20 protein-coding genes are annotated in these 25,063 nt (G+C 67.8%); 5 read left to right on the forward strand and 15 right to left on the reverse strand.

Annotated features, from left to right (window positions below):
• Positions 1–128: 128 nt before the first annotated feature.
• From AC5P6E_RS11425 to AC5P6E_RS11470, 10 genes are all read right to left on the reverse strand, one after another.
• Complete coding sequence (locus AC5P6E_RS11425; RefSeq protein ID WP_495230962.1) at positions 129–1,778, reverse strand: M28 family metallopeptidase; 1,650 nt, start codon at positions 1,776–1,778, stop codon at positions 129–131.
• 347 nt (positions 1,779–2,125) lie between these two features.
• On the reverse strand, positions 2,126–3,772 hold the full coding sequence (locus AC5P6E_RS11430; protein ID WP_100447564.1) for a CsgG/HfaB family protein: 1,647 nt from the start codon (positions 3,770–3,772) through the stop codon (positions 2,126–2,128).
• A 16-nt stretch (positions 3,773–3,788) separates the two neighbouring features.
• On the reverse strand, positions 3,789–4,466 hold the full coding sequence (locus AC5P6E_RS11435; protein ID WP_019337988.1) for a hypothetical protein: 678 nt from the start codon (positions 4,464–4,466) through the stop codon (positions 3,789–3,791).
• 135 nt (positions 4,467–4,601) lie between these two features.
• Positions 4,602–5,702, reverse strand: a complete 1,101-nt coding sequence (locus AC5P6E_RS11440; protein ID WP_019337987.1) for a hypothetical protein — start codon at positions 5,700–5,702, stop codon at positions 4,602–4,604.
• Complete coding sequence (locus tag AC5P6E_RS11445; protein ID WP_191863865.1) at positions 5,693–6,889, reverse strand: hypothetical protein; 1,197 nt, start codon at positions 6,887–6,889, stop codon at positions 5,693–5,695. The genes AC5P6E_RS11440 and AC5P6E_RS11445 overlap by 10 nt, the downstream gene beginning before the upstream one ends.
• 107 nt (positions 6,890–6,996) lie before the next feature.
• Positions 6,997–8,259: an RNA polymerase sigma factor gene (locus AC5P6E_RS11450; protein WP_191863866.1), complete on the reverse strand. Its 1,263-nt coding sequence runs from the start codon at positions 8,257–8,259 to the stop codon at positions 6,997–6,999.
• 45 nt (positions 8,260–8,304) lie between these two features.
• Positions 8,305–8,661: a DUF1428 domain-containing protein gene (locus tag AC5P6E_RS11455; RefSeq protein WP_019660895.1), complete on the reverse strand. Its 357-nt coding sequence runs from the start codon at positions 8,659–8,661 to the stop codon at positions 8,305–8,307.
• 24 nt (positions 8,662–8,685) lie between these two features.
• Entirely contained in the window at positions 8,686–9,096 is a 411-nt protein-coding gene (locus AC5P6E_RS11460) for a VOC family protein (protein ID WP_010484146.1), read from the reverse strand.
• 40 nt (positions 9,097–9,136) lie between these two features.
• Positions 9,137–9,559, reverse strand: coding sequence for a VOC family protein (locus tag AC5P6E_RS11465; RefSeq protein ID WP_005407887.1), 423 nt, complete (start codon positions 9,557–9,559; stop codon positions 9,137–9,139).
• Positions 9,560–9,626: 67 nt separating this feature from the next.
• Entirely contained in the window at positions 9,627–10,040 is a 414-nt protein-coding gene (locus tag AC5P6E_RS11470; protein WP_043403334.1) for a YciI family protein, read from the reverse strand.
• A 749-nt stretch (positions 10,041–10,789) separates the two neighbouring features.
• Here AC5P6E_RS11470 and AC5P6E_RS11475 point away from each other — a divergent pair.
• The gene (locus AC5P6E_RS11475) at positions 10,790–11,197 is read left to right on the forward strand and encodes a YciI family protein (RefSeq protein WP_010484148.1); all 408 of its coding nucleotides are present in this window, start codon (positions 10,790–10,792) and stop codon (positions 11,195–11,197) included.
• Here AC5P6E_RS11475 and AC5P6E_RS11480 read toward each other — a convergent pair.
• Positions 11,175–13,256: a gluconolaconase gene (locus AC5P6E_RS11480; RefSeq protein WP_495230963.1), complete on the reverse strand. Its 2,082-nt coding sequence runs from the start codon at positions 13,254–13,256 to the stop codon at positions 11,175–11,177. The genes AC5P6E_RS11475 and AC5P6E_RS11480 overlap by 23 nt on opposite strands.
• A gap of 165 nt (positions 13,257–13,421) precedes the next feature.
• On the opposite strand from AC5P6E_RS11480, the gene AC5P6E_RS11485 reads away from it, so the two are divergent.
• A complete protein-coding gene (locus tag AC5P6E_RS11485) occupies positions 13,422–14,942 on the forward strand; it encodes a tetratricopeptide repeat protein (RefSeq protein ID WP_010484150.1) in 1,521 nt (506 codons plus the stop codon).
• 93 nt (positions 14,943–15,035) lie between these two features.
• Here AC5P6E_RS11485 and AC5P6E_RS11490 read toward each other — a convergent pair whose 3' ends face one another.
• Together AC5P6E_RS11490 and cycA are read right to left on the reverse strand one after the other, a co-directional pair.
• A complete protein-coding gene (locus AC5P6E_RS11490) occupies positions 15,036–15,812 on the reverse strand; it encodes a lytic transglycosylase domain-containing protein (RefSeq protein ID WP_201118046.1) in 777 nt (258 codons plus the stop codon).
• Between the two features lie 314 nt (positions 15,813–16,126).
• Positions 16,127–17,500: a D-serine/D-alanine/glycine transporter gene (gene cycA, locus AC5P6E_RS11495; RefSeq protein WP_495230964.1), complete on the reverse strand. Its 1,374-nt coding sequence runs from the start codon at positions 17,498–17,500 to the stop codon at positions 16,127–16,129.
• A gap of 230 nt (positions 17,501–17,730) precedes the next feature.
• Here cycA and AC5P6E_RS11500 point away from each other — a divergent pair, with 230 nt between their 5' ends.
• Entirely contained in the window at positions 17,731–19,347 is a 1,617-nt protein-coding gene (locus tag AC5P6E_RS11500; RefSeq protein WP_010484153.1) for an EAL domain-containing protein, read from the forward strand.
• Positions 19,348–19,667: 320 nt separating this feature from the next.
• Here AC5P6E_RS11500 and AC5P6E_RS11505 read toward each other — a convergent pair whose 3' ends face one another.
• Positions 19,668–20,852 carry an MFS transporter gene (locus tag AC5P6E_RS11505; RefSeq protein ID WP_010484154.1) on the reverse strand — a complete coding sequence of 395 codons (1,185 nt, stop codon included), beginning with the start codon at positions 20,850–20,852 and terminating at the stop codon, positions 19,668–19,670.
• Positions 20,849–22,027, reverse strand: coding sequence for a serine hydrolase domain-containing protein (locus AC5P6E_RS11510; protein ID WP_329835797.1), 1,179 nt, complete (start codon positions 22,025–22,027; stop codon positions 20,849–20,851). The genes AC5P6E_RS11505 and AC5P6E_RS11510 overlap by 4 nt, the downstream gene beginning before the upstream one ends.
• Positions 22,028–22,255: 228 nt before the next feature.
• Between AC5P6E_RS11510 and AC5P6E_RS11515 the strand changes: the two genes are divergently transcribed.
• Both AC5P6E_RS11515 and AC5P6E_RS11520 read left to right on the forward strand, forming a co-directional pair.
• On the forward strand, positions 22,256–23,155 hold the full coding sequence (locus AC5P6E_RS11515) for a LysR family transcriptional regulator (protein WP_019337977.1): 900 nt from the start codon (positions 22,256–22,258) through the stop codon (positions 23,153–23,155).
• Between the two features lie 263 nt (positions 23,156–23,418).
• The gene (locus AC5P6E_RS11520; protein ID WP_329835795.1) at positions 23,419–25,026 is read left to right on the forward strand and encodes an ATP-binding cassette domain-containing protein; all 1,608 of its coding nucleotides are present in this window, start codon (positions 23,419–23,421) and stop codon (positions 25,024–25,026) included.
• Positions 25,027–25,063: the final 37 nt, after the last annotated feature.

Raw genomic sequence — 25,063 nt, forward strand, 5'->3', positions numbered from 1 at the left:
GGGCAAACAAGCGGGCTGCGACGAAGGGCCCGAAAGCGGGGATGGAAGCCGTTACGGAAACGCCGGGCATGGCCCGGCGTTTCCGGGCGGGGGCAATGCCGGCCAGCGGCCGGCACTACCGAACGCCGTTATTTGCGCTGGTCGGCGCTGGCGTCACGCACGGCGCGGAACGACTCGTCCCTGCTCCAGTTCGGCCAGCTGCGCGAATTGGCCAGCTGGTTACCCAGCGTGTACAGCACTTCCAGGTCGCGGGCGGCACCGGCGAACACCCAGTCCGGTTGCCATTCGTCGCCCTGCTGGTGGTAACGCTTGGCGGTGTAGTCCTCGGAGGCCTTCTTGCCCGCGGCCACGCCGCCATCCACCCAGTCCTGGCCGGCCGACCAGGACAGCGCCGGCACGCCACGCTTGGCGAACGGGAAGTGATCGGAGCGGAAGAACAGGCCGGCTTCCGGCTTCGGGTCCGGCGTGTAGCGGATGTCCCAGCCCTTGGCCACGTCCTTCAGCTGGTCCAGCAGCTCGAAGCGCGCGGCGCCGTAGATGCCGAAATCACGCGACGGCCCGAACGGTGCCATGCCATCCATGTTGATCACCGCCACGGTCTTTTCCAGCGGGTACAGCGGATGGGTGGCGTAGTACTCCGAACCCAGCAAGCCCTTTTCCTCGGCGGTGACCGCCAGGAACAGCACCGAGCGCTCGGGGCGCTTGGCCTTGGCGAAGCCGCGCGCCAGTTCGATCAGCGATGCGGTGCCACTGGCGTTGTCCAGTGCGCCATTGAAGATCCGGTCGCCACGCGCGTCCGGCTCGCCCACGCCGATGTGGTCCCAGTGCGCGCTGTAGACGATGGTCTCGTCCGGGTGGCGGCTGCCTTCCAGGCGCGCGGCCACGTTGTGCGAGGTGATCACTTCGGTCTTCACCGCGTACTTCGCGTCCAGGCTGGCGCCGGTCAGCGGCACCGGGGTGAAGTCGCGCTGCTGCGCCTTCTTCTTCAGCGCTTCGAAGTCCTGCCCGGCCGAGCGGAACAGCTCCACGGCCAGGTCGCGCTGGATCCAGCCTTCCAGCAGCGGGTGGCTGTCGGCCGGGTTGTCACGCACCACGTCGAACATGGTGTTGGTGTTGGAGCCGGCCACGGTGGCCCAGCCGTACGACGCCGGTGCGGTCTCGTGCACGATCAGCACGCCCAGCGCGCCCTGGCGGGCACCTTCTTCGTACTTGTAGGTCCAACGGCCGTAGTAGGTCATGCCCTTGCCGTCGAAGTCGCCCTGGCCGGTCTCGAAGTCCGGGTCGTTGATCAGCACGACGGCGATCTTGCCCTTCAGGTCCACGCCCTTGAAGTCGTCCCAGTTGCGCTCCGGGGCCTTCACGCCGTAGCCGAGGAACACCAGCGGCGCCTTGCTGATATCGACGTTGCTGGCGCCGTTCATGGCGGCGCGCACGGCGATCTGCTTGCCCTGCTCCAGCGCAACGGTCTTGCCGCCCTGATGCAGCGCCAGCTGCGGTGTGCCGACGATGTCGCCCTTGCGCAGCGGCACGGCCTGGGTCCACAGGCGCTTGCCATCCTTGAGGGCACCGCCCGGCTGCAGGCCGGCATCGGCGAACTGCTTGCTGAGGAAGGCGATGGTCTTCTCTTCGCCGGCGGTGGCCGGGGAGCGGCCTTCGTAGGCGTCGGAGGCCAGTTCCTTGACGTCGGCGGAGATCCGCGCGCCGTCGAATTTCGGGGTGGCGGCCATCAGTGCGCTCGACACTGACAGGGCCAGCAGGCCCAGTGCTACTCGCTTCATTGCTCTCTCCAGCAGGGAAATCCTTCTGGAGTGTAATGGGATTCGGCAGGGCTGCGCCCTGCACCTGCAGAGGCCAGGGCAACAGCAACAGCCGAAGCAACAGCGGCATTCCGTGGGATGGCGGGGTGGGTCCGGTTGCGGGGGTCGCTGCAAGTACGTCCATGTAAGCTCGGTCGCCGCATCCATGCGGCTCACGCCCCCGCAACCGGACCCACCCCGCCTTCGACAGATTCCCGCTGCTGTTGGTAGGTGTCGACCTTGGTCGACACGCTCGGAAACACGAAGGGGTCAGATCCCTTTCCCGTCGGGAAAGGGCTCTGACCCCATCTGTGTGTTGCTTGAGCCTGTTACCAGTTCGGGTCTTCGGCCGGGGCCGCCGCGGCCTTGGGCTTCGGCTTGGCGGCCGGGCGTGCGGCGGCGGCGGGAGCGGCCGAGGCGGTCGCGCCTGCGGCGGCCGTTGCCGGCTTGCTGCCCAGCTTCTGGCGCAGTTCGATCTGGCCCGGGCGGAAGCCGCCGCGCATCGCGTCGACGCCGTCTTCGATGGTGCCGTAGGACGTCTGTGCAGCCACGCGATCGATGCGGATGGTGCAGCACGGGTGTTCGCTGCGGCCCAGCGAGCGGCCGGTCTGCGGGTCCTTCAGTTCTTCGCCCAGGCGCACGGCCTGCCAGCGCTGGCCAGCCTGCAGCGTTTCGCCGCCCTGGCTCAGTACCACCTGGTCGCCGTCCACCGAGACCACCGACACCGGGAACAGCGTGGTGACGATGGTGGTGCCGATCTGGCCGGACAGCGACTCCATCATCGCCGCCGCCATGTTGCGACCGTTGACCACGCGCGGCAGGGTGCTGGGGCCGGTCGAGGCCAGCTGGTGGTCGAAGCTGTCGGACATCACCACCTGGCCGGTGGTGGCGTTGATCAGGCGCAGAGTGATGCGCCCGCCACCGGAGTACGAGGTCACCTGGCGGTCGGACATGCGCAGGTTGCGCACGCTGCGCGGGTATTCGAAACGTTCGATGGTCGGGATCAGGATCAGGTCGGTCGCCAGCTGCTGGCCCACGCGTGCGGTGTCCTGCAGGCGCACGTTGCCGCTGTTGATGTGGTCGATCTCGGCCTGCAGCTCGTCACCAAACTCGCGGTCCAGCACGATAAAGCGCTGGGTCTGGGTCAGCGTGTCGGACAGGCGTGCGCGGATCGCGTCGGCCACTTCGTCCGCGTCCACGCGGCCGTCGCCCACGGCGTAGCTGCCGGCCTTGGTGCGCGGCAGTGCAACCACGATCTTCGGCTTGCCCTGCTCGTCCGGTGCACGGTACTGGGCGATCTGTGCGCGCACGCGCACCTTCCAGTAGCTGCGCATGCTGCGATGGGTCACATCGGAATCGTAGGAGCTGGCGCCACGCTTGGCATCAACACTCACCTTCTCGTCGTAGCTTTGCTTGACACTGGCCGAGGCCGAACCGCCCTTGGCCGAGGCTTCGCCGGACGCACTGGCCGACGCCGAGCCCTTGAAGCTCCAGCCTTCGTCGCTGGCGCGCACGCGGGCGATGGTTTCCTCGTCCAGCTGCCGCACTTCTTCCTGCGACAGGATTTCATAGCCCAGCACCGCGCCCTGCGAGCCGGCGATCATCTGCTGGGTGAACGCGTCGGCGCGGATATCGCCGACGTGTTCGTCATCCACATCCACATGCAGGCCTGCACGCAGGCTCTGCATCTGGCTGGCCACGCGTACGCCGTTGACCTGCGCCACCGCCGACTGCAATGCCGCCAGCACCGCCAGTTCCGGGGTGCTGCCGATGCCGTCGGCTTCGCGCGCGACCTGGGTGGTGCCGCCGAAATCCGGCGTGCCACGCAGGGGCGCTGCTTCCACGGGCGCATTGCTGGCCAGTGCACTGGTTGCCTTGTCCTTGGCGGGCGCGGCGGCCGGGGTGTCCTGCTTGCCACAGGCTGCAAGCAGCGTGGCAGCCAGGCCCAGGCCGATCAAACGGTAGGTCATACGCATGGAGATTCGCCTCGGATCAGAGCTTGTCGAGCATCGAATCGGCGTTGGACGGCACCTTCACCTTGCTCTTCTTGGCGAAGGTCACGGCCGACTTGGTCGAGCCGTACAGGCCCTGGATGAAGCCCGGCGATTCCTTGGCCACCCATGCACCTGCCGCCAGCTTGCGGCCGACGGTGGCCAGCTGGGTCGCGCCCAGGTTCTTCATGCCGGCGGTGAAGTTGCTGGCTTCGCCGCCCAGCTTCTGTGCTTCGGCCGCCGAGGACAGCAGCGAGACCAGGCCTTCGGCGTAGTGCTGCTTGGATTCAGCGTTCAGTTCCGGCTGTGCGGCCTGGCGCTCGTTGATCGCCGCCTGCGCCGCTTCGCTGACCGACACCGACTTCTTCATCGCATCGACGCTGACCGAACCCGACGACAGCGCCTGACGCTCGGCTTCCAGCAGCTGCACCTGCTCGGCCAGGCCGAAGGCGCGGGCGAACGAGGTCTGGGCCTGCAGCGAGTGCGACTGCGAGGTAACGAAACGACGCACCAGCGCTTCCTGCGCGGCTTCGTCCGGAGCGGCGGCGCTGGAGGCGCTGCTGCTGGAGGTGCCGGTGGCGGCACCGGCCAGGTCCTTCAGCTTGCCCAGGCCAGCGTGGGCCGGCATCGACAGGGTGGCGGCAGCGATGGCCACGACAAGAGCGGTAGTGCGGATCATGGGATTTCCTTTATGAGAGAGACGGCCGCAGCGCGGCACGCGAGATCGGGGATGGCAGCGAGTCAGTGCCGAGCAAGCTCGGCACCCACCAGAGCCGGTAGCGCCGGGCCATGCCCGGCGAGCGCAGCGGTAACGTCAGCGGACCGCCTTGACGTTCAGTTCGTTGATCATCTGCTGGGCAGCCTTTTCAGCCGCCAGCTGCAGCGCGTTGGTACGGGCGACGGTTTCGTTCGGACCGGTACCGGAGAACTGCACCGGGCCCACCGACGACACGGTGCGCGGGAAACGACCGGTCACGTCCAGCACCTTGCCGGTAACGGTGACGAACACGCGGGTGTTGCCGCTGGCCGGATCGCGGTCGCGCATGCCGACGTCGAGGGTGCCGACGGCGATGTACGGAATGTTGGCCGCACGAATGCCGTTGGCGGTATCACGCAGGGTGGCCGGAGCCAGGTCGTTGCCGGTGCTGAAGTCCTTGCGGATGCGCTCGATGCTGAGCAGGCCGCGCGACTCGCCTTCCACGTATTCGGCTTCGACCACTTCGTAGCCGGCGGCGCTGAAGGCACCGGTCATCGCGGTGTTCACTTCGGCCGCGTTGGCCACCTTCCAGCTGATGTTGTCGCTGCGCTGGGTGGTGCTGCCACCGCTGGTGACCGACATCGAACCGTTCTGGTTGATGCTGCCGTTGGTGCTGACCGAGTTGCCGCGGAAGCTGTCGCCTTCACGGGTGTTCTCGCTGTAGCTGCTGCTGGCGTCGACGCGGCGGTATTCCTTGTCCTGGAACGACTGCACGGTGTCCTGCGAGCGCGCCATGAACAGGAAGGTCAGCAGCGAGCGCTGGGCGGCGGTGGCACCGGCCACGGCCGAACCTGCATCCAGCTTGGTCTGCAGCAGGGTGGTGTTGATCTCGGCGCGGACGGTGACGGTGTAGGTCTTGGCCTTCTTGTCTTCGGTGTCCGACAGCTGCACGGCACTGAGCACGTAGCGGTCGATCTCGCCGATGAACTCGGCGCGGCGCGCTTCGAACAGGCGCAGCTTGGCCGCACCGGTTTCGGCAATGTACGCCTCCAGTGCATTGACCTTGGCCTTGTTCAGGGCCTGGGCACGGGTGTCGGCACTCAGGCGCAGGCCGTAGCTGGCCGAACCAGTACCGCGCGAACTGGCGGTCTGCGCAGCGACCGGCGAGGCCACCACCAGGGCGATGAGGATGAGCAGGATGGTACGCATCAACGACATGACTTGATCAACTCCTGGAGGGCTTGGGTCTGCTGCTGCAACGGGCGGCCGCCCGGCTTCTGTTCGTCCAGCCAGCCGCGCGAATCGGCGCGCTTGGCGGCGGCGCCGGCGAAGGCATCGAGGCCCGCCAGCAGGGTTTCGTAGCTGGCCGACCACTGGTCGACCTGCCACTGCGTGACCGGCACCACCTTGGTGGCCCCCTTGCGCAGCGGCTGTTCGAAATAGACCTTGCCGGAGAACGGCTCGGTCACCTTGGCGGTGAAGAACGCGCCGAACAGCATCGTCTTCATCGCCGGGGTTTCTTCGATCACGCCGTTCTTCAACGCATCCACCTGCAGGTTGATGACGTAGTCCGGCTCGGGAATCTTCAGCTGGTAGACCTTGCCGTCGGCAAAGCGCGCCGCCATCGCACCACCGATCGCCTGGCCCGAGGCCGGCGGCAACAGGCCGACGCCGGTATTGGACGACAGCGTCTTGGACAGTTCGTGGGCCAGCGTGGCACGCAGCGGGGCGTCCCACCTCGGGTCGGGCAGCTTGGCGCGGACCGCGTCGGACAGGGTTACGCCACCGACCTGCAGGCGACGCACGGCGGCATCGGGCAGCTTGGCCTGGGCGAGGCTGGCGGCCAGCACCTGCGACAGGCTGGTATCGGCACTGCCGTACAGGAGATCGGCAACGATCGCGTCGATATCGTCGTTGTCCGGCCGGTAATCCTGCACGTCGATGCGCTGCAGGGTCAGCGGATAGGACGCGATCACCTGGCGCTCGCGGAAGTCGAAGAACAGCGCCTGCAGCGCCACTTCCACCAGCACCTTGTACTGGTCACCGATCGGCTCGACCGAGACCAGTTCGCGGTCCAGTGCCGCGGCCAGCACGGTCGCGCTGGTGGTGCCGTCGAGCATCGCCACCGGCTGGTCGATCAGCTGCAGGTGGGCCGGGGTGCGGCGCTTGAGCGACTGTGCCAGCGCCTGGTTCAACGGAATCAGGCCGCGCTGTTCCAGCACCGCATGCGCATGCGGCGTGGTCGCCTGCACGGCGGCGGCATCAGCGGTGTAGGCAAAACCGGCCCAATAGGCCTGCTGTGATTTGTCTGCCGCCTGCACGGCCATCGGCCATACGGCCAGGCACAGGGCACAGGCAAGCAGGCGCGCAAAAGCGCGCGATGCGCTCTTCGTCCTTGAATACATCCAACCGCTCCTCGGTCAATACGCATGGAAAGTGGACGCTGACGCGTCCGCTGGGCGCGAAACATAACGGCTCACGGGGCTGCCGACAAGTGCTGCCTTCGTCGGGGTCACTCCGCGGGAGGCAGACCAGCCCGTTGCCGCAGCAGGCCGCGCTCTGCCTGGTTCTGGCTGAGTCTGGCGGCTTCCGCAAAAGCGTGACGTGCGTCCAAGTCGCGTCCCAACGCCTGTAGTAGCTCCCCGTGCACCACCTGCAGCGGCGCGTACTCGCGCAGTCGCGCGTCCACCAGCAACGGCTGCAGCTGCGCCCAGGCCACGAAGGCACCGTCGCTGCGCAGTATCGCCACCACGCGGTTCAATGCGACAACTGGCGAGGGCTGCACCTGCAACAGCTGCGTATAGAGCGTTGCGATGCGCGGCCAGTCGGTATCTTCGGGACGCCGCGCCGCCGCATGGCACGCTGCGATGCGCGCCTGCAGCACATAGGGATCGTCGCCGCCACCGGCGGCCAGCGCGCGCGCCAGCACCTGCTGCCCGCGTTCAATCTGCAGCCAGTCCCAGCGAGCGCGGTTCTGTTGGTCCAGCAGCACCGGCACGCCCTGCGCATCGGTCCGTGCTGCGGCACGCGAGGCCTGCAGCTCCATCAGCGCCAGCAGGCCCAGCACCGGCGGCACCGGCAGCCGGTGCGCCAGAATGCGCGCGAGTCGCAGTGCCTCGTCGCACAGCGCCGGACGCATCCAGTCGTCACCGGCACTGGCCGCATAGCCTTCGTTGAAGACCAGGTAGATCGCCTCCAGCACTGAAGCCAGCCGCTCGGGCATCGCCTCCGCGCGCGGCACTTCATAGGGCACCTGCTTCTGCGCCAGGGTGCGTTTGGCGCGCACGATGCGTTGGGCGATGGTCGGCTCGGGCTGCAGGAAGGCGCGGGCGATCTCGGTCGTGGTCAGGCCACCGAGCAGGCGCAGGGTCAGTGCCACCCGCGCGTCGGCCGGCAGCACCGGATGGCAGGCCACGAACATCAGCCGCAGCAGGTCGTCCCCCAGGTCATCTTCCAGCGCCTGGCTGTCATCCGGCGCTGGCAGGGGTGCCGGATGCAGTTCCTCACCCCATTGCGCATGCTGCTGCGCCACGCGCTGGTGCTGGCGCAGCACATCGATGGCACGGTTGCGCGCAGTGGTCATCAGCCAGGCTCCGGGATTGTCCGGGATGCCCTGCTCCGGCCAGCGCTCCAGCGCGGCCAGCCAGGTGTCCTGGGCCAGCTCCTCGGCGCGGCCGACATCGCCCCCGAGCAGCCGCGCCAGGCGCGCGATCAACACCGGCGACTCCATCCGCCAGAGGGTTTCCAGACGCTGCGTCAGTGCGGGATCGAGCATGCGCCGATCACAGCACGCACGCCCGGCCCGCACAAGCGCCATGGCTCACGCTTCGACGATGGGCTTGAAGCCGCCCCAGAACATGCGCTTGGTATCGAACGGCATGTCCTTCGGGCCCAGCGACGCCAGCCGCGGGTCGGCCATCACCCTGGCGTTGATGCGGTCGCGTGCCGCACGCGAGCGGAACACCACGAAGGCGACGATCACCGTTTCACCGGGCCTGGCTTTCACCGCGCGCGGGAATGACGTGCTTTTGCCCGGTTCCACGTCGTCGGCCACGCACTCCATGTACTGCAGCGCGCCATGGTCCTTCCACACCGCGCCGGCCTTGCGGGCAAGGCGGCGGTAGGCCGCCACCTTGTCCTGCGGGCACGGCAGCACGTAAGCATCCACGTAAGCCATGAGGGTTCTCCCTTGCGGCGGCCGTCAGCCCGGCTCGCCGTCCATGTGTGCGATTTCCCAGAGATGGCCATCCAGGTCCTGGAAGCCACGCTGGTACATGAAGCCCAGGTCGCGCGCCGGCTGCGGCTCGCTGGCGCCGGCGGCCAGTGCCTTGTCCACCAGCACATCAACGGCCTCGCGACTGGGTGCCGAGAGCGCATTGATCACTTCCGTGTGGGTGCGCGCATCGGCAATCGGCTTGTTGGTGAACTGCTGGAAAAAAGGTTGGGTCAGCAGCATCACGTAGATGCTCTCGCTGATGACCATGCCAGCCGCATCGTCATTGGTATAGGTTGGATTGAAGCTGTAGCCCAGCGCGGTGAAGAACGCTTTGGACTTCTCCAGATCCTGCACGGGCAGGTTGACGAAGATCATCTGCGGTTGTGGTGCACTCATTGGTAACGCTCCTTGTGGATGAAGAGGAAAGAGGGAGGGATCAGGGCTGCTTCATGCAATTGACCATCCACGGCTTGCCGTAGCGATCAATCAGCATGCCCCAGCGGTGCGCCCAGAACGTTTCGGCGATCGGCATCTGCACCTGGCCACCTTCGGCCAGCGCAGCGAACACGCGTTCGGCTTCTTCGATGCTGTCGACGTCGACATTGATGGTGGTCGAGCCGCCCTCGCCACCGCCGGGACCATCGGCCGCCATCACGATGGCGCTGCCGATTTCCAGCTGGCTGTGCGCAACGTGGTCGAGGGTTTCCGGCGGCATCTCGTTGCAGCCTGGCGAGCCATCGGAGGGCGGCATGTCGCGGTATTTCATTTCCGACGTGACCTGGCCACCGAGTGCCTTGGCGTAGAACGCCATCGCCTCATGGGCCTGGCCGCTGAAGCCGAGGAAGGGAATCAGTTTCATGGCAATACTCCGTTGTGCGGTTCAGGGCAGTAGTGCCGGGTCCTGCCCGGCAGGGAGATGAATCGGGTCAACCTTCCAGCTGTGCACGCAGACGCTGTTCCTGCTGCTGTAAGTCGGGGGTGAAGGCTTCACCGAAGTCTTCGGCGGTGATCAGCGGGCGCAGTTCCAGCGTGCCGCCACTGCCGAACGGCGCGCGGCTGGCCCACTCGACAGCTTCCTCCAGCGACCGCACGTCCCACAGCCAGAAACCGGCGATCTGTTCGCTGGCGGGACCGAACGGACCGGCCTCGACCCTGGGTGCGCCACTGCCGAAGTGAATGCGGCGACCGCGCTGGGTGGCGTGCAGGCCTTCACCGGCGAGCATGATGCCGGCGGCCACCAGTTGTTCGTTGAAGGCGCCCATTTCGGACAGTTCCTGTTCGCTGGGCATGCGGCCGGCTTCAGAGTCGGCGTTGGCCTTCACGATCACCATCACTTTCATTGCAGTCTCCCGTGGGGACGCGTGGTGCGTGCCCTTCACTGGGTACAACGAACCAGGGTCATCGGAATCGACACGTTTCCGGAAATTTTTTTTCTGCGTGGAAAGCACGCCTTCGGCGGGAGGCGGCGAACGGCGGAGCCCCTCCGTGGCGGGTTTGGGTTGGTCGCTGAAAGCTCGGGTTCATGGGTTTGGCCGGGTGGGTAGGCGGGTCGGGGGACGCCGTAAACCCATCCATGGGGGCTTGGCCGCGGCATCCATGCCGCGGACACCCCCGCCCCGCCTACCCACCCGGCCTTGGACAGTTTCTTGCCTCCGGTACCCACCACGGGAAGATCAAGAGAAAAGGCAAAAGCAAAAGCAACAGCAACAGCAACAGCAACAGCAAAAGCAACGGCGGTTGGCTGGCGGCCTCTGCTTTGCGAGCGAAGCGACCCGCTTTTGCTCTTGTTGTTGATTTCCCGTGGTGGATCGGCCGCCGGAATCTGTCTGGGGCCGGGCGGGTGGGGTTGGCGGGGTATCCGCGCCATGGATGGCGCGGCTAAGCCCCCATGGACGGGTTCACGGCGTCCCCGCCAATCCCACCCGCCCGGCCCACCCTCAGGAAACCCGCTTTCAGCGACCAACCCACCCCACCACGGAGGGGCTCCGCCGTTCGCCGATCGCCCGCCGCAGGCGGCTTTTCGCGCTGCAGCATGCCGGCAGGCAAACCTGCGCCATCATGGGCACCCCGCCCCCGCCAGGATCGTGCCATGCAGCAGTACCTGCTTCTGATCTACATCGAGCCTGCCCTGCTGCAGGCCCTGCCCATCGAAGAATTCAACGCGCTGATGCGCGACTGCCTCGCCCACGCCGACAAGCTGCAGGCCGAGGGCACGCTGCTGGCCGCACAGAAGCTGCAGCCGGTCGACACCGCGCAGACCCTGCGCGTGCGTGATGGCCACAGTCGCGTACTGGATGGTCCGTTCGCCGAAACCCGTGAACTGCTGGCCGGCTTCAACCTGATCGTCGCCCGCGACCGCGACGAAGCCATGCGCATCGCCCGCGACTTCCCGTGGGCACGCTTCGGCAGCATCGAAGTGCGGCCGCTGGAAGACATGGACGCCGAGCGCGAACGCTGCGGCGCCCCGGCTGCCGCTATGGCAGCAGCCGTACCCTGATCTCGCGCGGGCCGATGCCTTCGTTGCCGCTGTAGTCGCGCACGCTGGCGCGCACGATGTACTCACCCGGCGGCAGCGCCGACGGCTGCCAACGCCCGGTTTCCATCAGGCCGTCACGCACGGTGTTGGTGGCCAGATAACGGAAACGGGTCACCGCGCTGCCATGCACGGTGATCCCACTGTCGGGGGCGTAGGCCACGCGCACCGCTTCCTTCTGCGGCGGCATGCGGTTGAACACGATGTTCCAGCGCGGCTGCTCGTAACCCTGCAGCGGCTGCCCAGCCGCATCGAGGATCTGGTAGCCCACCTGGTACATGCCCAGGCGTCGACGCGGCAAATTGTTGTCAACCTGGTCCCAGGCCTCGATCACGATCTGCACGCCACGCCCCTGCCGCGCCACCATCACCACGCCGTCGCTGCCGGCGGCCATGGGCTGGTCGGTGTCGTCCAGCAGCGCCACATCGGTGATGCGCGGTGCGAAGTGGTCGGCGTAGTTCTTGAAGCCCAGCGCCACGGCGTTGGTCTCGAAACCACCGGTACCCACGGCCAGGTGCACATGCGCCTGGTTGTTGATGCTGCCCAGGCGATCGCCGACGTGGATACGCATGCCGCGGCGCACGCGCATCCGCTCCAGCCTGCCCTGCTCGTCGTACAGCGCCTGCCAGCGCGCATCGAACGGTTCATTGCGTGGGGTGCGGCCCACCCGCATGTGGATGTACTTGAGGCGGTCCACCGCCAGGCCTTCGGCCTGCTCGCCCAGGCTCCAGGCCGCCATCGGGCTGCTGATCTTGCCATCGGCGATCGCCAGCACGGTCTGGCCCACATCACCGCGCACGTCGAATCCACCGTGCAGGTGATGGCGACTCTCGCCGGTGAAGTTGCCGCGCACTTCACCCAGTGTGCCGACCACTTCGTGCCAGCCATCCTGCGGCGCCAACGGCCAGCGCCCGCCGGTATCGGGCAAGGCGGCATCGGCGGCCGGGCCGACCAGTGCCGGCGCGGGCAGCTCGCCTACCGGCAGTGGGCGCAGGCGATGCAGACGGTAGCTGGCGGCGTCGGCCACCAGCACGCTGCCATCGGCATCCATCGCCAGGCCACTGGGGCGGGCCAGGCGCGGCAGGCGACCATTGCCGACCAGCGCGATCTGGTGGCCCTGCGGCGTCACCTGCACGATGCGGCCATCCATGTCGCCCACGTACAGCACGCCATCGTGGGTGGTGGCCAGCGACAGCGGCCCATTGATCACGCCACCGGCGGCGACCACGGTGCTGACCGTGCCATCAGCGCCTATGCGGCGTACCGCGTTGTTGAACAGATCGGCCACCAGCAGCGCGCCCTGCGCATCGAAGGCCAGTGCCACCGGCGTATCGAAGCGCGCCGCAGCGCCCACGCCATCGGCCATTCCCGGGCGCTCACCGCCGGCAAGGGTGCGCACGTTGCCATCAGTACCGATCACCCGGATGCGGTCGTTGTAGGTATCGGCCACGTAGACCTGGCCCTGCGCGTCCACCGCGATGCCCATCGGCGCATCAAAGCGCGCCTGCGCGGCCGGCCCATCGGCATAGCCCTGTTCACCACCCGCCAGCGTGGTCACCTGCCCATCGGTGCCGATCCGGCGGATCGCATGGTTGCCGGTGTCGGCCACATACAGGTTGCCCTGCGCGTCGGCGGCAATGCCCGAGGGCGTATTGAAACTGGCCTGCAGTGCCGGGCCATCGACGCGCCCCTCGCCCTGCCCGGCCACCGTTTCAACACGGCCATCGGGAAGGCGGCGACGGATCCGGTTGTTGTCGCCGGCATCGGTGAAATAGACGCTGCCATCGGCACTGCGCAGCAACGCGTAGGGATCGGCGAAACGTGCCTGCGCGGCGGCGCCGTCGCGGTTACCCGGGTGGCCATCGCCGGCCAGCGGTTCGATCTGCGCGGTCCACGCCAGCGGCGTTGGAACCGGACCCACCGGTTCAGCCAGCGTATGCAGCGGTGTCTCCCACCAGGTCGCAGCCAATGCCACTACCGTCGCCAACGCTACGCCTGCCGCCATCCATTGCCACCGTGCCATCGTGCTGCGCTGCCTGCCTGCTGCCTGAAGAGGCACCGACAATAGACGCTGAACGCACGATCCGCCATGGCCAATCGTACGGCCAAACGCCAGAGTTCCATCCATCGCGCTTGTTCTCGCTGGCTGCAGCGGGTTCAATGCGGTTCCCACGGATGGAGATCCTCCATGCCCCGCATCCTCCCCCTCGCCGCCCTGCTGATTGCCGCATTGGCCAGTTCATCCGCCACCGCCTCGATCACGGTGGTGCCACAGAAGCCGTCCGTCACCGCCGATGCAATGCACCAGGCCTATGCCACGCGATGGGATGAGGCCATCCAGCAGTCGCGCAGTGGCAACACGCTGGGCGCGCTGATCGCGATGGAACGGCTGATGGAAGATCCGATGCTGGATGACTTCGATGCCGAACATCGCGGCCGCGCCGCGCAGGTGGCCGGCTGGACCGCGATGGTGCAGAAGAAGCCGGATCAGGCCCGCCGCTACCTGCAGCGCGCTCAGGAAGCACTGCCGGACGATGCGCAGATCCTGCTGACCCTGGTCTCGGTGGAACTGTCCGAGAACCAACCAGCGCCCGCCACGAAGCACCTGGTGCAGGCACTGAAGCATGCCGACGCGCCGTTGCCGGTGGACCGCCACGCGATCAACTACCTGCAGTTCCGCCTGCGGGACCAGCCGCAGCAGCGCATGGAACTGCTGCAGGCGCTGTTCGACAACGGCTGGAAGAGCGGCGGCCTGGAACCCACCGGAATGTGGCTGGCACTGGCCACGCTGCAGGCCGACAACGGCCGTGGCGACGATATTCCCGCCACGCTGGCGCGCATCACCGGTCCCGCCGAAATCATCCGCCTGCGCAGTGACAAACGGTTTGACCGCTATGTCGACCGCGCCGATGCCCGCTTCGATCCGGTGCAGGCTGCACAGAAGCACCTCGACGAACTGCGGGTTTCCGGCCTGCTCGACCGGGCGCTGGATGCACGCATGGCCGAGTTCAGCAGCACGCTGCTGATGCTGGACCGCAACGAGGAAGTGCTGGCACTGACCGATGGCATGGCCAGTGCGGCGGCCGAAGGCGAGTCGCCCTCGGCGGCGGAAGCCGAATGGGTGGCGTGGCTGCTCAACAGCCGGCTTACGGCGCTGCGCCGGTTGGGCCGTACCGATGATGCGCTGGCGGCAGCCAAACTGGCCGCACGCATCGGCGCACTGGGCCCGGATGGTGCCGAGCACCAGTTCAACGTCGGATTCGTGTTCAGTTCGCTGGGCCGCATGCAGGATGCCGCCACCGCGGTGAATGACATGCCGGGCCTGGCCGGTTACGGCAAGGCGGCCCAGGCACTGCTGCAGTTCGTTGCCGCCCGTGAACGTGGCGATGCGAAGGCCGAACAGGCCGCGCGTGCAGCGATCCTGGCCCAGGGCGATGACGCGCGCCTGTTCCAGCGCGAGATGCTGCTGGACGAGGGCAATCTCGACGGCGCCGCTGCCGTGCTGATCGAACAGCTGCGCTCACCCGTCGAGCGCGGCGAGACACTGGCCTCCCTGCAGGACATGCGCACCTATCCGTCGCTGCCCGGTGACGTGAAGATCGATGCGGCCTGGCGTGCGCTGAAGCAACGCGCCGACGTGCAGGCCGAGGTTGCCCGCCTGGGCCGCATCGAACGCTACGAACTGGTCAGCACCTCCACCTCGCGCTGAGGAGCTTTTGTGTAGAGCCGAGCCCATGCTCGGCTGCAATTGGCGCAGCCGAGCATGGGCTCGGCTCTACACCGCGCGTACAGCGCCACTGGCCTAGCGCGCCGGCACCTCGGTACGGATGCCCATCGCCTCGCGATAGCGCGCGTACAGCGCCATCACCTTGTCCACATAGGCCAGGGTTTCGGCATAGGGCGGCACGCCCTTGTAGCGGGTGACCGCGCCGATGCCGGCGTTGTACGCAGCCGCCGCCAGCGGCCGATCACCGTTGTAGCGACGCAGCAGCGCGCGCATGTAGCGGGCGCCGCCATCGATCGACTGCTGGGGCGAGAACGGATCATTCACGCCGTACTCCTGCGCGGTGTCCGGCATCAGCTGCATCACGCCCTGTGCGCCCTTGCTGGACACCGCCAGCGCATCGAAGTTGCTTTCAGCATGGGCAATCGCGCGCAGCCACGCGTCATCGACGCCCGTAGCCTTGGCCGCAGCCTTGAACTGCTTGGCGTGCTGCGCCAACTGCGGCTTGCCGACCTTGCCCAGGCCTTCGTGGGCAGGTTCACCTGGCGGCGTGGCCACTGTGAACTTCAGGAACACCCGCGAGCCGGGCAGGTTGCGGGTGGAGTAGACCAGCGCGCCATCCTGCTCGCGCTCGTACAGCACGCCACTGAACACGCCCATGTTGCCCCACAGGTTCGGGGTCTGGATGGCGTTGTCGTCGATTTCCTTCGGGGTGCAGCGTGAACCAGGTTCCGGCGCGGTGGCCAGGCTGACGGTGTTGCCCTGCACGCAGCGGTAGACGGTGCGCGCGGCAGCCAGCCCGGGCCACAGGCTGGGCAGCAGCAACAGCGCGAGCAGGAGAGGGCGACGGGACATGGCGGCCGGATCATCCGGCCGCGCCCGCTAATGTTGGGTGAATGGGGGCCGGCAGGGCTGCGGCCTGCACCTGCAGAGGCAACGTCAACAGCCAGCGCTGGGCTGTTGAGGGCTGGTCGGATAGGTGTGGCCCGGCAGGACACGCCGTAAACCCATCCATGGGGGCTCGATGGCGCCATCCATGGCGCCAACGGTCCTGCCGGGCCACACCCACCCGCCCTCGACAGTTTCCTGCGGCTGACAGTAGATCCACGCCATGCGTGGATGAAGCTGCCTGGAGACGATGGATCAATCGATGTGACGGAACACCTGGATCACTTCGCGGTCCTGCGGCGCACCCAATACCCCACGCCCAGCAGCACGAACCACACCGGGCTGGCGATCAGCGCCTGGCGGGTGTCGCCCTGCAGGCTCAGCAGCACCAGCACGGCGGCGAAGAACACAAGGCAGGCCCAGCACATGGCGACGCCGCCGGGCATCTTGAAGATCGAGGCAGCATGGCGTTCCGGGTAGCGACGGCGATAGGCCATGTAGGCCACCAGGATCAGCGACCAGACGAAGATGAACAGCACCGTGGCCAGCGTCGTTACCAGGGTGAAGGCGGTCACCAAGTTCGGAATCAGGTAGATCAGCAGCGTGCCGCCGAGCAGGCACAGGCACGAGAACAGCAGGCCGCGGGCCGGCACTGCAGCGCGCGACAACTTCGACAGCCCGCGCGGTGCGTGGCCTTCCTCAGCCAGGCCGTACAGCATGCGGCTGGTGGAGAAGATGCCGCTGTTGGCCGAGGACGTGGCAGAGGTCAGCACCACGAAGTTGATCAGGCTGGCCGCGGCCGGAATACCGGCCAGCACGAACAGCTGCACGAACGGGCTCTTGTCCGGGACCACCTGGCGCCACGGGGTGACGGCCATGATCGCGATCAGCGCCAGTACGTAGAAGATGATGATGCGCACCGGAATCGAATTGATCGCCTTGGGCAGGTTGCGCTCGGGGTCGGCGGTTTCGGCGGCCGTGGTGCCGACCAGCTCGATGCCGACGAAGGCGAACACCGCAATCTGGAAACCGGCGAAGAAGCCGACCAGGCCCATAGGGAACATGCCGCCGTCATTCCACAGGTTCGACAGCGAGGCGGTGTGGCCACTGGGCGAGGTGAAGCCCCACGCCACCAATCCGGCACCGGTGATGATCAGCGCGCAGATCGCCACGATCTTGATCAGCGCGAACCAGAATTCCATCTCGCCAAACAGCTTCACCGTCACCAGGTTCAACGACAGCAGCAGCATCACGCAGGCCAGCGCCGGCTTCCAGGCTTCAAGCCCGGGGAACCAGAATTTTGCGTAGGCAGCGATCGCGATCACATCGGCGATGGCGGTGACGATCCAGCAGAACCAGTACGTCCATCCACAGAAGAAGCCGGCCCAGGGGCCGAGCAGATCGGTGGAAAAATCGATGAAGGATTTGTACTGCAGGTTGGACAGCAACAGTTCGCCCATCGCGCGCATCACGAAGAACAGCATCGCGCCGATGATCAGGTAGACGAAGACGATGGACGGGCCGGCCAGGCTGATGGTCTTGCCCGACCCCATGAACAGGCCGGTGCCGATGGCACCGCCAATGGCGATCAACTGCAGGTGGCGGTTGGACAGGCTGCGGCGCAGGTGCTCGGGGGGCGTTGCGGGCTCGGTCATGGGCGCGGGCAAAAGGGCGGGCGAAGCGTTCGACGGTAGTCCTCCTCAGGCAGGAGCGCCAGCGCCGGATGAGCCAATCCCGTCAAACTTGGCCGCTTTCATCACAATGTGACCAAATACCGGATTCATCCCATTCCGCCCGGCCCGGCGCCATGCTCAGATAGCCGCACCTGCCCAAGGATCGGCCCGACCATGCGCCCTGCCCTGCCCGCCCCGCTGGAGCCCCGGCCATGAGCCGGCTGCGCGTCATCATTGGTGGCACCGCACTGGCGCTGCTGGCCGCGGCCGTGCCGATCGCGGTGATGGCCTATGCCACCTGGGACCGTGCGGTCAGCGTCGAGCAGCAACGCCTGCGCGACATTGCCGGCCGTGCCCTGCGCCGCGCCGACCAGTCCTACCAGGAAGCACTGGCGGCACTGCAGTCGGCCGAGGTCGGCGCCCACAACGCCTGCGGGCCCGACCATATCCGGCGCATGCAGACGCTGGTGATGACCTCGCCGTCGGTCGACCAGATGGGCTACTTCGAGGGTGGCAAGCTACGCTGTACGTCGTGGGGGCCGTTCCTGTCCGACGTCAACCAGCCCAAGTCCGACCACGTCACCAGTGATGGTGCCGGCATCGCCGTGGATGTGCGCCCCGAGGCAAGCGGACGGCGCCAGGTCCTGTCGATCCTGTATGGCAACTACGACGTGCTGGTCGATCCGCGCCGCTTCGTCGATGTCATCGCCGACCCGAACGTGCGCCTTGCCCTGGCCAGCCCGGACGGCCGCCTCCTGGCCAGGCAGGACGGCATGGATCCGGCATTGCTGGAGACCCTGCTGCGCGCGCCTGGTGAAGGCCTGGACCACAACACCCTGTACGCCACCGCCCGCAACGAAGAGTGGCTGGCGATCGCGACCACGCCGCGTACCGCGCTCGCCGCGACCTTCCGCCAGCAGGCGTGGCTGTTCGTGCCGATCGGCGTTCTGCTGGCCGCTGTCGGTGCCGGCCTGGTGATCTGGCTGTCGCGTCGCCGCCTGTCGCTGCGCGGCGAGCTGGCCACGGCGATCCGCCGCCGCGAGCTGTACCTGCACTACCAGCCCATCATCGAACTGGATACCGGCATCTGCGTCGGCGCCGAAGCGCTGGTGCGCTGGCAGCGCCCGGATGGCACCCAGGTGCGGCCGGACCTGTTCATTCCGCTGGCCGAAGAGGCCGGCATGATCGGCGCGGTCACCGATCTGGTGATCGAGAACGTGGTGCGCGACATGCGCGAACTGCTGGTGGCCGACCGCAGCGCGCACATTGCGATCAACCTGGCCGCCGAAGACATCAGCAGCGGCCGTGCGCTGAAGATGATCTCCAAGCACATGGCCGGCAGCGGCATCCTGCCGCAGCAGATCTGGATGGAGGCCACCGAGCGCGGCTTCCTCGACCTGGACCGCGCCCGCACGATGCTGGCACAGGCACGTCGGGCCGGGCACAGCGTGGCCATTGACGATTTCGGCGTCGGCTTCTCCAGCCTGCAGTACCTGGAACAGCTGCCGCTGGACGCGCTGAAGATCGACAAGTCGTTCATCGATGCGATCGGCACCGAGAGTGCGACCAGCCCGGTGACGCCGCACATCATCGACATGGCCAAGGAGCTGGGCCTGTGGGTGGTGGCCGAGGGCGTTGAAACCGAGGCACAGCTGGCGTATCTGCATACCCGCAAGGTCGAGTTCGCGCAGGGCTGGCTGTTCTCGCGGCCGCTGCCACGGGATGAGTTCGTGGTGTTCCATCACAAGCGGCAGCAGCGCTATGGCGCGGCGCGGGAGCACATGCAGAATCCGCGCAGCGTGCCGATCGAGCGTGAGGGAGTGGAGTAGGACGGCGAACGGCGGAGCCCCTCGTGGTGGGTCGCGTACTGCTATCCCCGGGGTGGCCGGGACGGTCGGGTTCGCGGGGGACGCCGTAAAGCCGTCCATGGGGGCTTGGCCGCGGCATCCATGCCGCGGACACCCCCGCGAACCCGACCGCCCCGGCCTCTGACAGGTTCCGGCGGCGTCCCACCACGGAATCAACAGAAGAAAGCAAAAGCAAAGGCAAACGCGGGTCGCTGTGCTCGGTGGATCCACGCCATGCGTGGATGGCGTGGACCACGGTAGTGCCGGCCGCTGGCCGGCACCGCGCCATCACTGATCGCCGCCTACGCCCAGGCCTTCGGCCGTGCCAGCAACCACGCCACGCTCACCGACAGCAGCAGCAACGGCAGCCATCCCAACTGGTTCGGGCCGCCCGCCTGCAGCAGCACACCCCCTGCTACGCCACCGGCAGCAATGGCCAGGTTCCAGCCGGTCACCAGCATCGACTGCGCCAGATCCGCGGCGGCACCGGCACGCCGCGCCAATGCGGTCTGGAACAACGTAGGTACCGCGCCAAAGGCAACGCCCCACAGGATCGTCGCCAGCAGCAGCGCGATCGCGTCGCCCGGCCACAACAGCAGGGTCAGCACCGGCACGATGAAGCCGATCACCGCGGCCCACACCAGCGTGCGCAGATGACGGTCCACACCCCAGCCGGCAATGACGATGCCGGCGATGGCGGCCAGGCCGAAGGCCAGCAGCAGGCGGTCCAGCCACGGGCCGGCACCGGCCTCCACCGCCAGCGGTTCGATGTAGGTGTAGAGCACGTTGTGCGCCAGCACGTACAGCACCATCACCGCCAACGCACTGCGCACGCCCGGCATGCGCCACACCGTAGCCAACGACGTACGCTGACCGGCCGCCGCCGCCGGCAACGCGGGCAATGCCCAGCGCGCGTAGGCCAGCAGCACGACTGCCAGCACGCTCATCAGCGCGAATGCCCAGCGCCAGCCGATCTGCTGGCCCAGCAACGTGCCGGCCGGTACGCCCAGCGACAGTGCCAGCGGCGATCCGACCATCGCCACCGCGATTGCCCGGCCCTGCAGCGAGGGCACCACCATGCGCGCGGCGTAGCCGGCCACCAGCGACCACAGCAGGCCACCACACACGCCGGCCAGGAAGCGCGCGGCCAGGATCAGCGGGTAGCTGCTGCTCAATGCGGTCAGCGTATTGACCACCACGAAGCCGGCAATCGCGGCGAGCAGCAAGGGACGTCGCGGCAGGCGCTGGGTCAGTGCGGTCATCGGCAGTGCGGCCATCACCGAGCCGAGCGCGTACACGCTGACCAGCTGGCCAACCGCCGCGTCGCTCACACCGAGGCTTTCGCCCATCGGCCGCAGGACGCCGGCCGGCAGGGTCTCGGTCAGCAGAGTGATGAAGCCGCCACCGGCCAGCGCCAGCAGTCCCGCCCACGGCAGGCGCGTGGCTTCACCGGCCGGGCCAGCCGCATCGATGGCATGGCCGCTCATCGCGCGGTCTCCAGATCGGCATAGACCGCATCGCGCAGCTCATTGACGAAGGCACCGTCCATGCCTTCGTACAGGGTGTTGGTCAGCGCCACCACGCTCAGCCCGCGCGCAGGATCGACAAACCAGCTGTGCCCGTAGGCACCGCCCCAACGCCATGTACCTGCGCTCTGCGGCGTACCGCTGGCGGCCGCATCGCGCAGCACCGCAAAGCCAAGGCCAAAGCCCCAGCCGGCCGGTTCCGGCGGCCCCTGTTCGCCCATCTGCGGGCTGGCCATCTCCGCTGCCAGTGCGGGCGGCAACAGGCCTGAACGCTGCACATCACGCAAGGCTTCCAGCACCGCCATCACTTCATCGGCGCTACCGACCAGGCCTGCCCCGGCCGAGGGGAAACGGCTGGCATCGGTGGCACGCGCGAGGCTGTACTCGATACCGACGGTACCCTCGAACGGAGCGACCACCTCGCCTTCGCGCAGGCGGTGCGGCTGCGGTGTGTCGCTCACATAGGGCGTGGCCAGCCGTGCCGCGTTGCGCGCAGCGAAGGCGGTGTCCCGCAGGCCCAGGGGTGCGGCCAGCAAGCGCTCGAACAGTGCCTGCAGGGATTCACCGGTCGCTTTTTCAGCCACGGCACCGGCAACGTCCACGCCCAGCGAGTACAGCCACTGGCTGCCCGGCGCGAACAGCAGTGGCGCTTGCCCGATGCGGCGCACGTTCTCGGTCAGCGTCAGCGGGTTCGCGTCCATGCCATCGCTGACGCCAGCGCGTGCGTAGGGACCCTTCGCATCGGCTTCGAGGAAGCGGTAGCCCAGCCCACTGCTGTGGCTGAGCAGCTGGCGCAGGCTGATGGGCGGCGTGCTGCCATCGGCCAGCGCCGGGCGGAAGTCCGGCAGCCAGCGCTGCACCGGTGCATCCAGGTCGAGCACGCCCTCGGCCACCAGGCGCAGGATCACCGTGGTCAACAGCGGCTTGCTCACCGAGGCCAGCCGGAACAGCTGATCGCGTTGCATCGGCATGGCCGACTCGCGATCGGCCAGCCCGGTCGCGCTGGCGTGGCGCAGCACACCGTGCTCGCGCACCAGCACCACCGCACCGACCAGGCGCTGCGGGTGCACCTGCTGCAGCAGCCGCTGCACCGAAGGCAGCGTCGGCGCGGGTTCAAGGGAAGGAGCGGCATTCATCGCGGGAATCCGTGGGGAGAGGCCCGCCACGTTAGGCAGCACGGCGCAGCGCAAAAAGCCGGTTGCCGCTCCGGGCATCATGGACCGTGCAGTCCGCAATCGGCATGATGGCCGGAACTGCAAGGCCGCAACGGTCCCCACGTCACCCCGCACCACAGTGTTGCGATGGCGGAGCCGCCCGCTACAGCCGCGCCGGCCTACCCTGCCGCTTTCATTGCCCGCACGCCCATGTCAGTCCTGGACAACCTCGCCAACCTGCAGACCTTCGTGCATGCCGCCGATACCCGCAGCTTCGTCGAGACCGGGCGCCTGCAGGGCATATCCGCCTCGGCAGCGGGCAAGTGCGTGGCGCGGCTGGAGCACGCACTGGGCGTGCGCCTGTTCCACCGCAGCACGCGCAGCATCACGCTCACCGCCGAGGGTCAGCTGTTCCTGGCGCGTTGCCGGCGCATCCTCGACGAGCGCGATGCCGCCCGCACCGAGCTGGCACAGCCGCACGCCACACCCCGCGGTACGCTGCGCATCAGCCTGCCGCTGGTGGGCGACCTCACCCTGCCGTTGATGGCCGAGTTCATGGCCGCGTATCCGGATATCCGCCTGGACCTGGACTTCAGTGACCGCCTGGTTGATGTCATCGAGGAGGGCTTCGATGCGGTGCTGCGCGTCGGCGAACCCAGCGACTCGCGGATGAACGCACGCCGGCTGGGGGTATTCCCGCGGCGTGTCGTTGCCTCGCCGGGCTACCTGCAGCGCTGCGGCGTTCCGCGCACGCCGGCAGGCTTGATGCAGCACACGCTGCTGCACTATCGCTTCCCCACCACCGGCAAGCTGGAACCGTGGCCGATCCACTGGCCCGACGATGAAACGCCGCAGGAGCTTCCGGTGCACATGGTGGCCAACACCATCGAAGCGCGGGTAGCGCTCGCACTGCGCGATATCGGCCTGGCCTTCGTGCCGGTGCACTCGGTGCGCGATGCGCTGGCCGACGGCCGCCTGGTCACGGTGCTGGACGAACACGTGCATTCCTGCGGCACCTTCCATCTGCTGTGGCCGTCGGGCCGACACGTACTGCCGAAGCTGCGGGTGTTCATCGACTTCGTCGGCGCCCGCCTGGGTACCGTGCCGTAGATCCACGTCATGCGTGGATGCGTCTCGCGGCGAAAGGAAGCCGAGCATCGGCTCGGCTCTACAGAACCGCCCGACCATCGGTAGCGCCGGGCCATGCCCGGCGGCCGCACACCTGACCATTCAGCCACTGCCGCTATACTGGCCGCTCATTCCTCCCAGAGGCTCGCGACCAATGCGCCATTGATGCCGCCGTCTTCCCACTAGACGGCCTGACTCTTCCCGCCCCTGCGCGCAGGGGAGAACCCGGCATCCATGGAGGTCGCATGACCACACATTCCCTCACGCTCGATCGCGTGTCGTATCGGCTGGCCGACGGCCGCCCGCTGTTTTCCGATCTGACGTTTTCCTTCGAACCGGTCGCCACCGGCCTCGTCGGTGCCAATGGCGCCGGCAAGAGCGTGCTCGCACGCCTGCTGGCCGGCCGGCTGCTGCCCGACAACGGCCAGGTTCGCGGCAGTGCCCGCGTGTTCCTGTTGCCGACGCCCGGCTATCCACCCGCCGGCACGGTCGGTGAACTGGCCGGTGTCGGCGCGGAACTGGCCGCACTGCAACGCATCGAAGCCGGCAGCGTGGACGAGGCCGACTTCGCCCGCGTCGGCGACCGCTGGGATCTGCGCGAACGCCTGCAGCAGCAATGGCGTACGCTGCAGCTACCCGACGACCTCGATCCGGCCCAGCCGGCCGCGCGCCTCAGTGGTGGCCAGGCCATGCAGGTGGCGCTGTCCGGTGCCTGGGCCAGCGGGGCCGACTGGCTGATCCTGGACGAACCCAGCAACCACCTCGACGCACGCCATCGCCAACAGTTGTATGAACAGTTGCAGCAGTGGCGCGGCGGCCTGCTGGCGATCAGCCATGATCGCGAACTGCTGGCGCACATGCAGCAGATCGTCGAGCTCGACGCGCGCGGGCTGCATCGCTATGGCGGACCGTGGCAGCACTACGCCGACGCGCGCGCCGCCGAACGTGAAGCCGCCGCCGCCCAGCTTGACCATGCACGTGCACAGCACCGGCAGCAGCAACGCAGCGCGCGCGAACAACACGAACGCCAGCAGCAGCGCCAGGCACGTGGCAACCGTGATGCGAAGCAGGCCAACCAGGCCCCGATCCTGCTCGGCCGGCAGAAGCAGCGCGCCGAGGCCAGCCACGGCCGCGCACAGCAGGTGCAGGCCGAGCGCCTGCAGGCCAGCGCAGAGCAGCTGCGCGCAGCGGCATCCGCGGTGCATGCGGCGCCGGAACTGGCGCTGTTTGCCGGTGCGGGCGAGCGTGGCAGCGCGCGTCTGCTGGAGGCCGAGGCGCTGGTGCTGCCACATGGCTGCAGCGCCCCGCTGCAGCTGGAGATCCGCCGGGGGCAGCGCATCGCCGTGGTCGGTGACAACGGCAGCGGCAAATCGACCCTGCTGCGTGTGTTGGCCGGCCAGCTGCCTGCATGCAGTGGCACCGTGCAACGGCATGCACCACTGGCCCTGCTCGACCAGCAGTTGCTGGGGCTGTCCGGCGCGCGCAGCATCCTTGACACCGTGCAGGCCGCCAACCCGCGCGCGGACCCAGGCGAGCTGCGCACGCGGCTGGCCCTGCTCGGGCTGGATGCACAGCGCATCCAGCGGGCGGCCCACAGCCTCAGTGATGGCGAGCGGGTGAAGGGTGCGCTGGCCAGCGTGCTGTATGCCGATCCCGCGCCCCAACTGTTGCTGCTGGACGAACCCGGTAATGCGCTGGATCTGAGCGCATTGCAGGCGCTGGAGGAACTGCTTGCGGCGTGGCCGGGCGCGCTGGTGATGGTCAGCCACGACCGGCACCTGCTGCAGGCATTGCGACCGACCCACGTGCTGCAGGTGAACCCCGAGGGTTGGCAGTGGCGAGATGCCTTGTAGATCCACGCCCTGCGCGGATGGAATGATCCGCCAGCCG

This window comes from Stenotrophomonas sp. YJH_SMC_16 (assembly GCF_059367875.1).